This is a genomic window from Brevibacterium sp. LS14, assembly GCF_012027885.1.
GTDB classification, from domain to species: domain Bacteria; phylum Actinomycetota; class Actinomycetes; order Actinomycetales; family Brevibacteriaceae; genus Brevibacterium; species Brevibacterium casei.
On the sequence record NZ_SJXG01000053.1, the window covers coordinates 18,820 to 32,604 of the forward strand.

The window sequence follows — 13,785 nt, forward strand, 5'->3', positions numbered from 1 at the left end:
CGCTCACGCCCCGATCCGGCCGAGGCGGCGTTCCCACTCGATGAGAGTGGTGATCGCCGGCAGCATCTCGTCGAGCATGGTCTGGTGGACGGCCTCGGACCGGCCGATGGGATCGACGACGTCGTCGTCTCCTCCGTCCCCGGGAGCCCGCCGCCGGTAGCGCTGGGCGAGGGCGGCGACGGACTGCCATCGCTCGATCGGCGAGGAGCTGTCCTCGGGCGGCACGAGGGGAAGGATGCGGGCGAACTCTCTGAGGGTGAACGTGCGCTTGAGCGCACCGGGGGCCATCTGGACGACCATCGACCGCTGCGCCCGCTCCATCGTGAGGACGAGGTCGGCGTCGCGGATGTGCCGCGGGTCGAGTCGTTCGGCCCGGAAACCCTCAAGGGTGAACCCGTGCCGGTCGGCGATCCGTGCGATCTCCGGGGGCACGGTGTCATCGGCCATCGCGTTCGTACCGGCGCTCGAGACCGCGAACTGCATCGGCGCGATCTGGTCGAGGCCGCGCTGGAGGAGCTGCTCGACCAACGGCGATCGGCAGATGTTGCCCGTGCACACGGCAAGGATGCGGAACGGTGCGACGTCGATCTCCCAGCTGCCCGTCATCGCAGGCCGCCCACGAGCCCGGTGACGCGGTACATCGTCCGGTAGCCGAGGAGGTTGTAGGCGGAGCTGAGCAGACGCCTGCCCGCGCCCAGGCCGCGCACCCTGACCGAGGGCACCTGCACCCGATACCTCTTCGCGACCGCCAGTCTCTGGTCACGGGGGATCTCGCAGTCGGGGCGATGGAGGTCGCGCATGCACGAGAAGACGTTCTTGGCCCTGATGAATTCGACCGCCGCGATGATGTCGGGGGAGGCCGTGCTCTGCGCCCACTCCTCGAGGCGACGACCGACCTCGGTGAGATCGGCGAACTTGTCCGGCAGATACCGCGCCGTGGCCGAACCGGCGCTGTTCCGGCGGTACCAGTGGCCGAGGATCGGCACCGTGCGCACCACCTCGGCGCGGTCGATGCACGCGAGGTTGAAGAGGAGGTCCTCGCCCATCCTGATGCCGTCGACGAAACGCACGGCTCCCGCCTCGATGACCGTGCGGCGGTAGGCCTTGTCCCAGACGGCGTTCGCCGACTCATCGGCGATCATCTGCGCCACGGTGTGCTCGTCGAGGCGCACGTCGCTGCTCTCGGACAGACTCGCCCGGAGTCGGAGGTCAGTGGTCCGCGTCCCCGCTGCCGCGCCGAGCGCCGGGTCGTCACTCGAGGCGAAGCAGACGATGTCGGCGTCGTCGGCACCGGCGCGGACGACGGCGTCGAAGAGCAGCGGGTCGACGAGCTGATCGTCGGCGTCGAGGAAGACGACCCAGTCGCCTGTCGCCTCCTCGATTCCGCGGTTGCGGGCTGCGGAGACCCCCTGGTTGGGCTGGTGCAGGGCGCGGATCCGGGCATCCGCCTCGGCGAGGTCGTCGATGAGCGCTCCCGAGGAGTCGGTCGAACCGTCGTCGACGAGGATGAGCTCGAAGCTGCAGTAGCGCTGGGCGAGCACCGATGCGACCGTCGACCGCAGATTCGACGCCCCGTTGTAGACGGGGACGATGACCGAGACCATGGCCTCCCTGCCCGTCATCGCACACCCTGACCTGCGGTGCGCCGGTCGGTGAGCCCTTCGAGGAAGGAGCGCACGGCGTCGCCGGTGAGACGGTAGTCGAGGTCGGCCCGATCGAAGTCGAGCGGGGCCGTCATCCGGCCCGAGGCCCAGTCGGCGTGGACGGCGGCGGCGAGCGCACCGGCGTCGCCGTCGGCGGCGAGCACCGCCTCGGGGACGTCCCGGACGCCTTTGACGTCGAAGGCGTACGCGCGCCGCCCCACGGCGACGGCTTCGAGCATGACCCGCGGCAGACCCTCCCACGCGGAGGTGTGGAGGAGGCCATGGCTGTGGGTGAGCGCATCGACCACGGTATCGGGCCCGTCCGCGGTGACGCGTCCGCTGAGTCCGAGCCGCCGGATGCGTTCACGGGTCGCCGACCGCAGGTCGCCGTCTCCGATCATCCGCAGATGCACGTCGACCCCCCGGGACTCCAACCCGAGCACGACGTCGAGGGCGAGGTGCGGACGCTTCCGGGCACTGAACTCCCCGATCCACACGAGTTCGAGTCGGTCGTCCGCGGACTGCGGCAGCGGCTCACCGGAGCGGTACCTCTCGAGGTCGAGGCCGACGCCCGAGCGCAGGCGCAGCAGCCGCTGGGGGTCGAACCGCTGCCCGAACCAGGCATGGTCGTCGGAGTTGATGGCGATGACCCCGGCGGTGCGGCGCAGCAGGGCCCGCTCGACCTGCTGCCACACCCGGTCGCCGAGTTCGGTGCCGGTGTTCCAGTGCAGACCGTGGCAGAAGTAGACGACGGGGACCTCGAGTCGGGCGGTGCGCACCAGCGCCGAGGCGGTCGCCGAGTTGGTCACGACGACGTCGAGGCGTTCGCTGCGAACCCATCTGCGCAGTCCTGCCCACGCGGTCACGGCGCCCGGGCCGGGGCGCCTGCCGAGACCGGAGATGACGACGCTGTCCCCGTCCGCGGTCGGCGTCCCCGCGGCGACGGACACCGAATGCCCTGCGGCCGTCCACGTCTCGATGATCTCGGGGAAGAACGAATCGACCATGTGTCCGACGCTGGCGAGCAGGCCGATCCTCACGACAGCCTTCTTCCCTGCGCGAGGCTCTCGCGCCTCGTCAGGGCGTCGGAGTGGCCGAATCGTGCGGGTTCGGTCGCGTCCTCGGGAAGCGGCCACACGGTCGGGACCGTGGGTCCCGAACCCCGCCGGGGCCGGAGACGATCGGCGGTCGCCTCCGAACCGTCGACGGTGAGGTCGGAGCCTCCGTCGTCGTCGGGCAGAGGTGAGCCGGAGCCGCGGCGGTGCCGCGGCGGCACATCCTGGGACCTGCTCGAGTAGACCTGGTAGTAGCCGCTCGTCTCCGCCGACGACCTCGGCACCCGGTTGAGGACGAGGTTGACCGGAACGTCGAGCACATCGAGACTGCGCAGGGCCTCCTGCAGTTCGCTGATCCTGACCTCTCCGACGCTGGCGACGAGGAGGACCCTGCCGACGTACTTGGAGAGTGTGAGGGAGTCGGCCACGGGAAGGAGCGGCGGGCCGTCGAGGATGACGAAGTCGAACTCGCCGCTCAGGCGGGTGATGAGCGTGCCCATCGCACGCGAGTCGAGGAGCTCTGCGGGATTCGGCGGCATCATGCCGGCGGTGAGGACGTAGAGCTCGTCCTGGCCCCAGGGCTGGAGGAGTTCGGAGACGTCGGCGGACCCGAGCAGGGCGGTGGTCAGGCCCGCGGAGTTCTCGAGTCCGAGCTTGTCGGCCACCGTGGGCTGCCGGAGGTCGACGTCGACGAGGGCGACCCGACTGCCCGCCTGGGCGAGGGAGATGGCGAGGTTGATGCTCGTCGACGACTTGCCCTCCTGGGCCTTGGCCGAGGTGATGAGCACCGCCGGGTTCGTGTCGTCGACCTGGGCGAATCCGAGGTTGGTCCGCAGCCGCCGGAACGCCTCCCCGCGAGCGTTGTCGAGGCCCATGTCGCTGATGAGGGGCTCCTCGGCGATCCGTGCGTCGGCGGGGATCGCGGCGAGCACCGGCGCCGAGGTGATCGGTTCGAGGTCCTCCTTGGCCCGCAGGCGGCCGTCGAGGTTCGTCCGCAGCAGCGCGATGCCGAGCCCGACGGCGAGACCGACGGGCAGTCCGAGTCCGACGCACATCCACAGCGGCAGGCCGTCCGCCTGCGCTGCCGGCACCGCAGGGTTGGAGACCCGCAGCTGGATCTGACCCGTCCCGTCATCGCCCTGGTTCTCGACGTCGTCGATGACCGTGACGAGGCTCTCGGCCACGGCATCGGAGAGTTCGGCGGCGTCCTGCGGCGTGGCCGCTGTCGCCTCGACGGTGATGAGCACCGTGCGCGGGTCGCTGAACGCCGTCACCTGGGAGTCGAGCTCCTCGGGGGTGACGCCGAGGTCGAGTCGGTCGATGACCGGTTCGAGGACGGGGCGGGACCCCGCCATGTCGACATAGGTCTGGATCCGCTCGAGGATGAAGTTCGACGCCATCTGCATCTGATACGGGTCGCCGGACGTCGAGACCGACGCGAACATCTCGGTCTGCGAGGTGTAGGTCGTCGGTCTGAGCAGGGCGTAGGCGAGGCCGGCTGCTCCTCCGAGGAGGGTCACGATGATGATGAGGGCGACGTTGCGCCTCATGATGCGAAGGAATTCCTTGAGTCTCATGTCTCGTTCCACTCGGGTCGGCGACTGCGGATCGGGATCGCAGCGCGGGTGGGGCGTGGTGACTGCCTTCGTTCCAGGCTAGGCACGCGGACCCGGTCGGCACCGCCGACCGGTCCTGAGGGTACGGGCTGCCGCATCACCGGTGCGGCCCTCCGCAGAGGACCTCGGCGATGACGGAGAGGACCCGATCGAGTTGGCTCGGGCTCAGCGCGGAGCCGCTGGGCAGGGTGAGGCCGGTCGCGTAGAGGGCCTCCGCGGTCTCTCCGCCGTGCATGACGCAGCCTGTGAACACCGGCTGGAGGTGCATCGGCTTCCACAGCGGGCGGGTCTCGATGTCATGGTCGGCCAGCCGCTTGCCCAGCTCCTCGGCGCTGAAGCCGGTGACCTCGTCGTCGATGAGCACGGCGGTCAGCCACGCGTTGTCCGGGTGCGGATTGTCCGCACCGAAGAGCGCGATGCCCTCGGTCCCTGCGAAGAGCTCGAGGTAGGCGGCCCGGTTCGCCTGCCTGCGGACGATCATCGATTCGAGACGGGTGAGCTGGGCCCTGCCGATGGCGGCGAGGAGGTTGCTCAGACGGTAGTTGAACCCGACCTCGGTGTGCTCGTAGTGGGCCACCGGCTGCCGCGCCTGGGCGGAGAGGTAGGACGCGTACGCGGCGAGGTCGCCGTCGTCGGTGAGCAGCGCTCCTCCACCTGAGGTCGTCATGATCTTGTTGCCGTTGAAGGACACCGCTGCCGCCTGTCCCATGCTCGCCGTCGCCCGACCGGAGTGGAGCGAGCCCAGCGATTCGGCGGCGTCGACGAGGACGGGGACGCCGAACTCCGCGGCGATCGGCAGGATCCGGTCGTAGTCGGCGGGCCGTCCGAGCAGGTCGACGGGGACGACGGCGGCGGGCAGGCGTCCCCGGCCGGCGGCTGTGCGGAGGGCGTCGTGGAGCAGCGCCGGGTCCATGTTCCCGTCGGATCGGCAGTCGATGAACTCCGGTTCCGCCCCGCAGTAGGTGATCGCGTTCGCCGTCGCGGCGAACGTCATCGTCGAGGTCAGCACCCGGTCGCCCGGTCGGACCCCGAGACCGAGGAGTCCGAGGTGGAGGGCCGCGGTTCCCGACGACAGTCCCACCGCGTGCCGGACGCCGACGGTGGCGGCGAGCTCCGCTTCGAAGGCCGTGAGATCGGGCCCTGTGGGAGCGATCCACCCGCTGCGGAAGGCGCTGAGCAGGTACTCCTCCTCGAGTGCTCCCACGTCGGGGGTGGACAGCGGGATCCGCCCGATCTCGGGTGTCCGGGTCTCGGTGGTCGATTCGGCATCGGAGATCGTCATGACGCCATCCTCAGTTCGGTGGTCGGGTGGGTTTCGGTCCGCAGTGCGCAGCAGAGGTATTCCTCGCCCGCGCGTGCGGGCGACGCGGGGTGCGGAAGCGGCACGGTCCCGCGCGGGTCGGTGATGGGCCGGAAGCCGGAGGCGAGGTAGAGGTGGGGCGCGCCGGCGGCCGTCGAAGCGGGGCAGAAGGCATAGTCGGCGTCGGTCGCCCGGACCCGGTTGAGCAGCAGACGCAGCACTTCGCGGCACAGCGACTCGTGCTCATCGTCCTCGAGCGCGGAATGAGTCGGATCGGGGAGGAAGCGGATGATCCGAGCCGCGTCGCCGGTGCCGACCATCTCGCACAGGCCGACGCGTTCGCCGCTTCGGGTCCGCGCCATCCACTGGGTGAGCTCCCGGGTGCGGGCGATCTGCTCGAACTCGATGAGGTCCGAGCGCATGCTGCCTCCGAAGCTGATCATCGTCGCACTCCCGGGATGGCTGACACCGTCGCGGCGGAAGACCGTGAGCACGGTGCGCACGAGGATCCGCAGATCGGTGCGCAGGCTCATCGTCTCGACGTACTCGACGTCGAGGTCGAACCGCTCGTCCCAGGACAGTGCGTTGCGGCCGCTGACCTGGGCGAGTCCGCTCAGTCCGCCGCGGACGGCGTGCCGTCGGGACTGTTCGGGCGTGTAGAGGGGGAGGTACTCGGTCGTCAGGGGTCGGGGTCCGATGAGGCTCATGTCCCCGACGAGGATGTTCCACAGGCTCGGCAGCTCGTCGAGGCTCGTCGCCCGGATGAAGCGACCGAGAGCCGTGAGTCGAGCCGAGTCGTCCGTCCATCCGCGTCCCGGGTCGAGCGGCCGCATGCTGCGGAACTTCTTCAGGCGGAAGATCCGGTTGCCCTCGGTGACCCGCTCCTGGGTGAAGATCACCGGCGCGCCGTGGGCGACGAGGACGAGACCGGCGACGACGGCGATGACGGGAGCGAGGACGAGGAGCCCGAAGGCCGCTCCGGTGACGTCGATGGCGCGTTTGAGATGAGGGTAGGCCATCTCAGGACCTCGCCTCAGCGGTCTGCCTGACAACCGGTTCCGTCGGGCTCAGCGCCTCGGCACCGCGCCGGTAGGCGGGGAAGAAGTCGCTCGCCTCGTCGAAGTCGAGTCCGTTCGCCGCCAGGCGGCGCCGGTGGGCCTCCAGCAGCTCCTCGTAGCGGCCCGGTGAGAGGATGCGTTCGCCCGTGAAGTAGTCGTACTGCCCATCGAGGGCGAAGCCGCGCTTGTAGCGTTCGAGGCTGTCCTCGGCGGTGACGCCGCCGCCGAGGACGTACCGACGTCGACCCTGCGCCTGGAGCCACTTCATCGACTCCATCTTCACGAGGTCGTTGGGCCGCACGCCGAGCGCCGCCGCCTCGGTGCCGCCGAGGAAGTAGTATCCGTCCTCCCTGCCGAAGAGCAGGAGGTCGACGGAGACGAGGCGGCCTTCGTGCTGGGCGTAGACGTAGGCGAACTGGCCCGGCAGCGCTGCGTGGATCCCCTCGAAGAACGGGCGCTCGAAGCGGTACCAGTCCGCGCTGTCGCGCCTCTCCATGGTCTCGGTGTAGATCCGCACGAAGTCGTCGACGAACTCGCCTTCGGTGTCGATGACCGTGGTGACGCCCTCGCGCAGGGCGCGGCGGACGTTGCTGCGGACCTTCGGGGCGACCTTCTGACCGAGGTCGTCGGCAGGGACGCTGAGGTCGCGGACGTAGTTCGTCTGGCGCCTGCGCGTCGTGCCCTGGTAGGGCAGCATCGTCTCGGTGAAGAGGGTGAGCCGTGAGAACTCGCTGACGACGGAGTTCTCGTCCGCCCAGAGATCGAACATGCGCCAGAACTGCGCGGAGGCCCCGTCGATGTCGCTGATGCCCCAGTGCAGCGGTCCCCCGTAGCCGTAGGGCGAGATGATGTCGAACATCCGTTCGCCGCCCGCCGCTGCCGTGAGCTCCGCATCGATCTCGCGGAGGAAGAAGGGGTAGAGGACGTATCCGTCGCCGACGGTCATGACCGCGGCGGCGAGCTGTCCGCCCCCGGCGCGCAGCAGTGAGCAGACGTCCGGGTGGGCGAAGGGATGTCGCTCCGCCGAGGCGGACCAGAGTCCGATCCATTCCTCCCGGTCCGTCGCCGCCTCGGCCCAGAGGACCTTCCACTGCGCATTCATGCCGACACCTCCGTCGTCCGGCTCTCGGTCTCTCCCTGGTGCGTGCAGCTGTGCTGCGCGGATCGATAGACGGGGAAGAAGCTGTCCGTGGTGTGCGGGCAGCTCAGCTCCGAATAGCGCGCCGGATCGATGACCTGCTGCGCCGTGCGATAGCGTCGGCGCCCGGATTTGGCCATCGACAGCTTGTAGCGCAGGAGGCTGTCGTCCTCGGTGTTCGTCACTCCGCCGGTGAGCACGTAGTCGGCGACTCCACGGGACTGGGCGTAGAGGAACGCCTGCATGACGAGGTAGCTGTTCGCTCCCGACCGCAGGCCCTGCGCATCGGAGGCGCCGAGGAGCGCATAGGCGATGTCGTTGCAGAAGAGGATGAATTCGACCGAGGTCGCTCTGCCGTCCTCAAGCGCGTAGATGTAGGCGAAGCTGCCGGCGAACTCACGATGGAGCATCGCGAAGTAGTCACGGTCGAGGTAGAACCGCTCATCGGCGCCGTTGCGGTCCAGGGTCTCGCGGTGCAGCCGGAGGAAGTCCTCGAGCCGCTCTCCGCTCTCGTCGACGACCACCTGGATTCCGGAGGACTCCGCCTTCCGCAGGGTTCTCCGATAGCTCTTCGAGGCGTCGGCGAGAAGCTCGTCGATGGTGCGGCCCTCGAGGCTCTTCACCGCGTGCGGAGCCTGCTCGATGTGGTCTCCCGGGTAGCCGAGCGAGGAGTCCGCGAGCGGATTCTCCCGATGGAACTCGGTGACGACCCCCTTGTCGAGGGCCCAGTGGCGGAACCGCCGCCAGAACCGATCACTGACCTCGGCGGTGTCCGCCCGATGGCCCAAGCTCAGCAGAGGACCCCCGTAGAGCAGCGGCGCGGCGACGTCGTAGCACTCGCTCGTCACCGGCCGTCCGCAGGCATCGTGGGTGACCTCGCGCAGGAGGAAGGCATAGAGGACGTGGGAGCCGGAGCGGTCGTCGAAGACGGCGGCCAACGGCGTCTCCCCCTCAGCGGCGAGGGTCGCCAGGTAGTCGGGGTGGGAGAAGGCGTCGCCGGCGGCACAGCGGTGCCAGGCGTCCAGCCACGTCTCGTAGCCGTGGGTCGAATCGGTGCCGACGATGTGGAAGGCGGTGTCGGCGAGGTCGTCGTCGATGTGCATGGTGTCCTCACTCGGGTCAGACGGCATTGGGTTCACCCACGAAGCGTCGGCGGACGGCTTCGAGGAGTTCTCGGGTGTCATCGTTCGCTTCGGGCAGACCCTTCTCAGTGGCATCTCCCGCATCTTCGCTCTCAGAGCGCACGCTCACGGACGCAAGCACCGGGGACTGCGTCGGCTCCGCCTCGGTCGGCCGTTCGAGTCCGGTGGTGCAGGTCTGGGCGCAGAAGAGGTCGATGACCTCTCGTGATGCCGACTGCCCCGGCAGGATCCGGTGGTCGAGCGCGGGAGCCTCGACGCGGCTGATCCGCTCGTGGACCCGCACGACCGCACCCTCGTAGTCGCCGAAGAGCTCCTCGTCGAGCTTCTCGCCCTCACGCAGTCCGGTGTAGATGATGTCGGCAGAGCGGTCGGACATGGCGACGAGGCTGCGGGCGATGTCGTCGATGCGCACGGGTTCGCCCATGTCGAGGACCATGATGGTGCCGTCCTCCCCGATCGCAGCGGCCTGGAGGACGAGCTGGCAGGCTTCGGGGATGGTCATGAAGAACCGTCGGACCTCGGGATCGGTCACGGTCACGGGACCGCCTCGGCGGATCTGCTCCTGGAACGAGTGGAGCACGGACCCGCGGGAGCCGAGCACATTGCCGAACCGCACGGACAGGTACGTTCCGGCCGATCGCGCTGCGAAGCCGCTGACCAGCTGCTCGGCCACCCGCTTGCTGCGTCCGAGCTCGCTCGTCGGCGCCGCCGCCTTGTCCGTGGAGATGTTGACGAAGGTCTCGACCTCGGCCGCCGCTGCGGCCTCGAGGACGTTGAGCGTCCCGTGGACGTTGGTCTTCCACGCCTCCTGCGGGAACCGCTGGAGCATCGGCAGGTGCTTGAGGGCCGCGGCGTGGAAGACGATCTGCGGTCTCGTCGCGGCGAAGATCCGGTCGAGGGCCTCCCGGTCCCGGATGTCGGCGAGCACGGTGTTCGGCGAGGTGAGGAGCGCAGAGCCGAAGAGGGTGAGCTCGACCCCGTGGAGCGCGGACTCATCGCGATCGAGGAGGATGAGGGACTCGGGTCCCAGCGAGGACAGCTGCCGGCACAGTTCGCTGCCGATCGAACCGCCCGCACCGGTGACGAGGACGCGCCGTCCGGCGATCGTCTCCGCGATCTCGGTGAGATCGGTGTGGATGGGACTGCGGCCGATGAGGTCCTCGACCCTGAGGTCGCGGATGTCGGCGATCTGCACCCGACGGTCGACGAGTTCGGCCAGCGGCGGGATGGTGCGCAGCCAGCGGCCGGTCATCTGCAGGCTGTTGCGGCACGCGTGGAGGAAGCGCGCATCGGAGTCGGCGATCGCGACGATGACGCCGGAGACGTTGAGCCAGTCGACCACCTCGGCGATGTCGTCGCTCGTGCCCCGCACCCGCACCCCGTGGATGCTCAGGTGCCGTTTGCGCGGATCGTCGTCGATGAGGCCGACGGGCAGGTACGCGCCCTGCGGATCCGAGAGCATCTGCCGGATGAGGGATTCCGCGGCGTCGCCGGCACCGACGACGAGTACCCTCTCCCCCTGCCGGGGCCGCGTCGCGAACTGGTGCACCCAGCGGATGACGTAGCGGGTGCCCGACATGAGGATGAGGGCGGCGAAGACGAAGAGGAGGACGAACGGCGCGTCACCGGCGGTGACGAGCATGAGGGCGCACGCAACCGCGAGGCAGACGAGGACGAGCCCGCCGAACTCGGAGAAGCTGCCGTAATGGTAGCGGCGCCGGTAGAGGCCGAGGCTGAGTCCGACGAGCAGCTGCAGGGCCAGGGCCACGGCGAGGACCATCCCGACGGTCGGCCCGCTGATCCACTCGAAGCCGAGGACCAGCCACGCCAGCCCTCCGGCGAGGACCCAGGCGGAGGCGTCGAAGACGATCTGCAGCCAGGTCTTGTTCTCCCAGATCACCATCGCCAGTCGTGACGACCGACTTCCCGAGAGCGCTCCAGGCGCCGGATCGGGGTGTTCGGATGCTGTCATTGCGAACTCCAATGCACTATGGGACTTGCGGTGCGCTCTCGCCCTCGGGCGGCGTTCTCGCTGCGGCCGGCTGAAGTCGGCGGCAGCGGAACCGTGCCTCTCGGGGGATTCGCGATCGCCTCCACGCTATGGCGGTGTCCGCGCCGCGAACCCGATGCGGGAGCGGTTCTGCGGGCATCCGCGCGGGCTGTGCGGACTGCCGCCAGTCGGGTGCTCAGACGGCGGCGAGCCTGGGATTGCCGGCGAGGAGGGAGACGAGTTCGGTCCGCGACCCCACTCCGAGCTTCCGGTAGGCGGCCGTGAGACGGAGCTCGACGGTGCGCAGGGAGACGAAGACCCGGCCGGCGATGTCCTTGTTCTTCAGCCCCGCCCTGACGAGTTCGACGACCTTGAGCTCCTCCTCGCTGAGCTCGGCGAGCTGCGGGTGGACCGGGGGTTCGGAGGGAGCCGGCGCAGGCGGACCCGGCGACTGCGCGGAGCCCTCGACCCCGAGCTCGGTGAGGATCGCCTCGGCGGCGAGGAACTGCTCCCGGGCACGGGAATCGGACCCGAGCTGCTGCAGGCGCCTGCCGAAGGCGGTGTGGGTGAGCGCCTTCTCGTAGAGGGAGTCCTGGGCGCCCCACGACCGCAGCGCGAGGTTGAAGAGCTCGTTGCCCTTGTCCCCGGAGGCGAGGAGGGCCTCGCCCCGGCGCAGGGCGAGTTCCGCCCACCGCGAGGGACAGCGTTCGACCCGCTTGCGCAGCTGCTGGACGAGGAGTGCCGCGTGCTCTCTGCGTCCGATCTCGACGAGGGCCTCGATGAGGTCGGCTTCGTGGCGGCGGACGTTGGGATTGACCTCGTTCGCGGAGAGTTCGTCGCATCGCCGCAGATGGCGCACGGCCTCAGCGGGGTAGCCCATCCGCAGCAGGCAGCTTCCCTGCAGGGCGTTGAGCTCGGCGAGCAGGCGGCGGTTCTCCGACGTCGTCGCCAGGGCGGCGAGCCGCTCCTCGACGGGTTCGGCGTCGCATGCGGCACCGTGCATGAGCAGCGCCCATGTCCGGAGGACGAGGACCCGGTCAGGCCGCACGTCGGGCAGGGTGACGCTGTCTGCGACGACGGCGCGGATGAGTTCGTCGGCCAGCCGCAGGCGGCCCGCACGCACAGCGGTCTCGGCCTGCAGGCAGCGCGCCTGCAGACGCCAGATCGTTCCGTCCCCGCTGCTGCGACGGAGGAGGGAGAGCGCGGCCTGGGCCGAGTCGAAGTGCTCGGTGAGCATGAGCCCCGAGGCGACCGCGAGGACGAACTCGGGGTCGAGGTCGTCACCGTCGTGGTCGCGCAGGGCCGTGAAGCTCCGCACCGCCGACCGGTCCGTGCCGCGGGCGCTCTCGAGCCGGATCGTCGCCGCCTCGAGCAGCCGGTGCCCGTCCTCGCCGAGGTGGTCGACGGCCCCGCGCGCCTCGCGCAGCAGCTCTTCGGCCTCCGCGTATTCGCCGCGTTCGCAGCGGCACATGCTCAGGGTGAGCTGGAGGCGGGCGACCTCGGCGGGAGCCTCGGCGCGTTCCCTCTTCGACCAGCTGTTGATGAGGTGGGAGGGCAGGGTCTGGCGCTGGGCGAAGGCGATCCGGATGCCCAGCGTCCGTGCGCGGACCGCGAGCGCGGGCGAATCCGACTGGCCGGCGATGCGCACATAGCGGCTCGCGAAGACGAACTCGCCGCGCTCGTAGAGCTGCCATGCGATGTCGATGAGGGCCGGTGCCAGGGACTCGTCGTCGGTGCTCACCCGCATCGCCCGCTCGACGAACTCGATTCCGGCCGGGCCGGTCCCCTCGGTGATGAGCGTCCTGCCGTCGTCGATGAGCGTCGGCGCCGTCTGCTCGGTCGGCCGCGCGAAGGACGCATGCCAGTGCTCGAGGCGCGGGTCGATGCCTGCGGAGTCCTCGGCGAGCTGCTCGTGGCCGGCGATGCGCTCGCTCGACCCCATCGACTGGTGGGCCCAGGCGCGGACGAGGTGGTTGGTGATGCGCAGGTGCGGGCCGCGCCTTTCGATGATGTCGCGGGTCTCGAGGTCGTCGACGATCTCCCACAGACCCGGGATCCGAGCGGCGAGGGGTCCCCACAGCGCTGCCGGTGCCAGGGACAGCTGTCGGAGCAGGGTGATCGTCTGCGGGCCGGGGCTTCCGAGGACGTCGCGGAGGATCGATGCCCCGGTGTCGCCGAGGCGCACAGGGATGGTCAGCGGACCGTCACCGAGCCGCTCCCGTCGGTTCATCTCCGTGACGATGCTCTCGAGCGCGAGCGGACGTCCGCACGCGGTGGCCGCGGCGAGGTGCGCCGCCTCGGGGGCGAGCCGGCCCTCGCAGAGGTCCTGGGCCGCGGCGACGAGCTCGTCGCGGCTGAACTCCCGGAGTTCGACGGTGGGGATGAGCGAGAGGGGTCCGTCGTCGGGAAGGGAGGTCGCGGAGACGGCGAAGTTCGCGCACCCGGACTGCGCGCGCCTGAGCATCTGGCCGAGGACCGCCTGGGACGGTCCGTCCATCCGGTCGGCTCCGGCGACGACGATGAGCGCGTCGTCGGCGATTCCGGCTCCGCGCAGCGCCGACTGGGCGGCATCGGCGATGTCCTCGCCGCGGTCGTGCGCGAGGTCGGCGACCGAGGTGCGGCTGTCGATCGCCCCGAGCGAGGTGAGGAGGATGTCGATTCCGGAGCAGTCGCTGCCCGGCTCGGAGTGGCTGAAGTGGACGCGCAGGACCGGTCCCGACCATTCTGCCTCCACCTCTCGGAGGAGAGAGGCCTTGCCGAGGCCGGTCCGGCCGACGACCGCAGCGGCGCGATGACGCTCCAGGAGCGTCCGCAGCCGTGCGAGTTCGCCCGGCCTGCTCGAT

General features: G+C 69.9%; 10 protein-coding genes. All 10 read right to left on the reverse strand.

What is annotated here, in order from left to right; translation table 11 throughout:
• Window positions 1–3: 3 nt before the first annotated feature.
• The 10 genes from EZE58_RS11885 to EZE58_RS17720 all read right to left on the reverse strand — a co-directional run bounded on the left by EZE58_RS11885 (window position 4) and on the right by EZE58_RS17720 (window position 13,676).
• On the reverse strand, window positions 4–606 hold the full coding sequence (locus tag EZE58_RS11885) for a low molecular weight phosphatase family protein (RefSeq protein WP_063249620.1): 603 nt from the start codon (window positions 604–606) through the stop codon (window positions 4–6).
• Window positions 603–1,622, reverse strand: coding sequence for a glycosyltransferase (locus EZE58_RS11890; protein ID WP_082834894.1), 1,020 nt, complete (start codon window positions 1,620–1,622; stop codon window positions 603–605). Before EZE58_RS11890 ends, EZE58_RS11885 begins: the two co-directional genes overlap by 4 nt.
• The gene (locus tag EZE58_RS11895) at window positions 1,619–2,683 is read right to left on the reverse strand and encodes a glycosyltransferase (protein WP_063249618.1); all 1,065 of its coding nucleotides are present in this window, start codon (window positions 2,681–2,683) and stop codon (window positions 1,619–1,621) included. Before EZE58_RS11895 ends, EZE58_RS11890 begins: the two co-directional genes overlap by 4 nt.
• Window positions 2,680–4,275, reverse strand: coding sequence for a polysaccharide biosynthesis tyrosine autokinase (locus tag EZE58_RS11900; RefSeq protein WP_063249616.1), 1,596 nt, complete (start codon window positions 4,273–4,275; stop codon window positions 2,680–2,682). Before EZE58_RS11900 ends, EZE58_RS11895 begins: the two co-directional genes overlap by 4 nt.
• 136 nt (window positions 4,276–4,411) lie before the next feature.
• On the reverse strand, window positions 4,412–5,596 hold the full coding sequence (locus EZE58_RS11905; protein ID WP_063249615.1) for an aminotransferase class I/II-fold pyridoxal phosphate-dependent enzyme: 1,185 nt from the start codon (window positions 5,594–5,596) through the stop codon (window positions 4,412–4,414).
• The gene (locus tag EZE58_RS17590; RefSeq protein WP_082834893.1) at window positions 5,593–6,633 is read right to left on the reverse strand and encodes a sugar transferase; all 1,041 of its coding nucleotides are present in this window, start codon (window positions 6,631–6,633) and stop codon (window positions 5,593–5,595) included. Before EZE58_RS17590 ends, EZE58_RS11905 begins: the two co-directional genes overlap by 4 nt.
• A 1-nt stretch (window position 6,634) precedes the next feature.
• The gene (locus tag EZE58_RS11915; protein ID WP_131248285.1) at window positions 6,635–7,774 is read right to left on the reverse strand and encodes a GNAT family N-acetyltransferase; all 1,140 of its coding nucleotides are present in this window, start codon (window positions 7,772–7,774) and stop codon (window positions 6,635–6,637) included.
• Window positions 7,771–8,913 carry a GNAT family N-acetyltransferase gene (locus EZE58_RS11920; protein WP_063249612.1) on the reverse strand — a complete coding sequence of 381 codons (1,143 nt, stop codon included), beginning with the start codon at window positions 8,911–8,913 and terminating at the stop codon, window positions 7,771–7,773. Before EZE58_RS11920 ends, EZE58_RS11915 begins: the two co-directional genes overlap by 4 nt.
• Window positions 8,914–8,929: 16 nt before the next feature.
• Complete coding sequence (locus EZE58_RS11925; RefSeq protein WP_231882210.1) at window positions 8,930–10,924, reverse strand: nucleoside-diphosphate sugar epimerase/dehydratase; 1,995 nt, start codon at window positions 10,922–10,924, stop codon at window positions 8,930–8,932.
• Window positions 10,925–11,138: 214 nt separating this feature from the next.
• Complete coding sequence (locus EZE58_RS17720) at window positions 11,139–13,676, reverse strand: LuxR family transcriptional regulator (RefSeq protein ID WP_167560624.1); 2,538 nt, start codon at window positions 13,674–13,676, stop codon at window positions 11,139–11,141.
• Between the last annotated feature and the right edge of the window lie 109 nt (window positions 13,677–13,785).

Coding starts and splice junctions, on each gene's coding strand:
- EZE58_RS11900 (WP_063249616.1), bottom strand. CDS start 4,275: ATGAGACTCAAGGAATTCCTTCGCATCATGAGGCGCAACGTCGCCCTC.
- EZE58_RS11925 (WP_231882210.1), bottom strand. CDS start 10,924: ATGACAGCATCCGAACACCCCGATCCGGCGCCTGGAGCGCTCTCGGGA.
- EZE58_RS11890 (WP_082834894.1), bottom strand. CDS start 1,622: ATGACGGGCAGGGAGGCCATGGTCTCGGTCATCGTCCCCGTCTACAAC.
- EZE58_RS11920 (WP_063249612.1), bottom strand. CDS start 8,913: ATGCACATCGACGACGACCTCGCCGACACCGCCTTCCACATCGTCGGC.
- EZE58_RS11915 (WP_131248285.1), bottom strand. CDS start 7,774: ATGAATGCGCAGTGGAAGGTCCTCTGGGCCGAGGCGGCGACGGACCGG.
- EZE58_RS17590 (WP_082834893.1), bottom strand. CDS start 6,633: ATGGCCTACCCTCATCTCAAACGCGCCATCGACGTCACCGGAGCGGCC.
- EZE58_RS11885 (WP_063249620.1), bottom strand. CDS start 606: ATGACGGGCAGCTGGGAGATCGACGTCGCACCGTTCCGCATCCTTGCC.
- EZE58_RS11905 (WP_063249615.1), bottom strand. CDS start 5,596: ATGACGATCTCCGATGCCGAATCGACCACCGAGACCCGGACACCCGAG.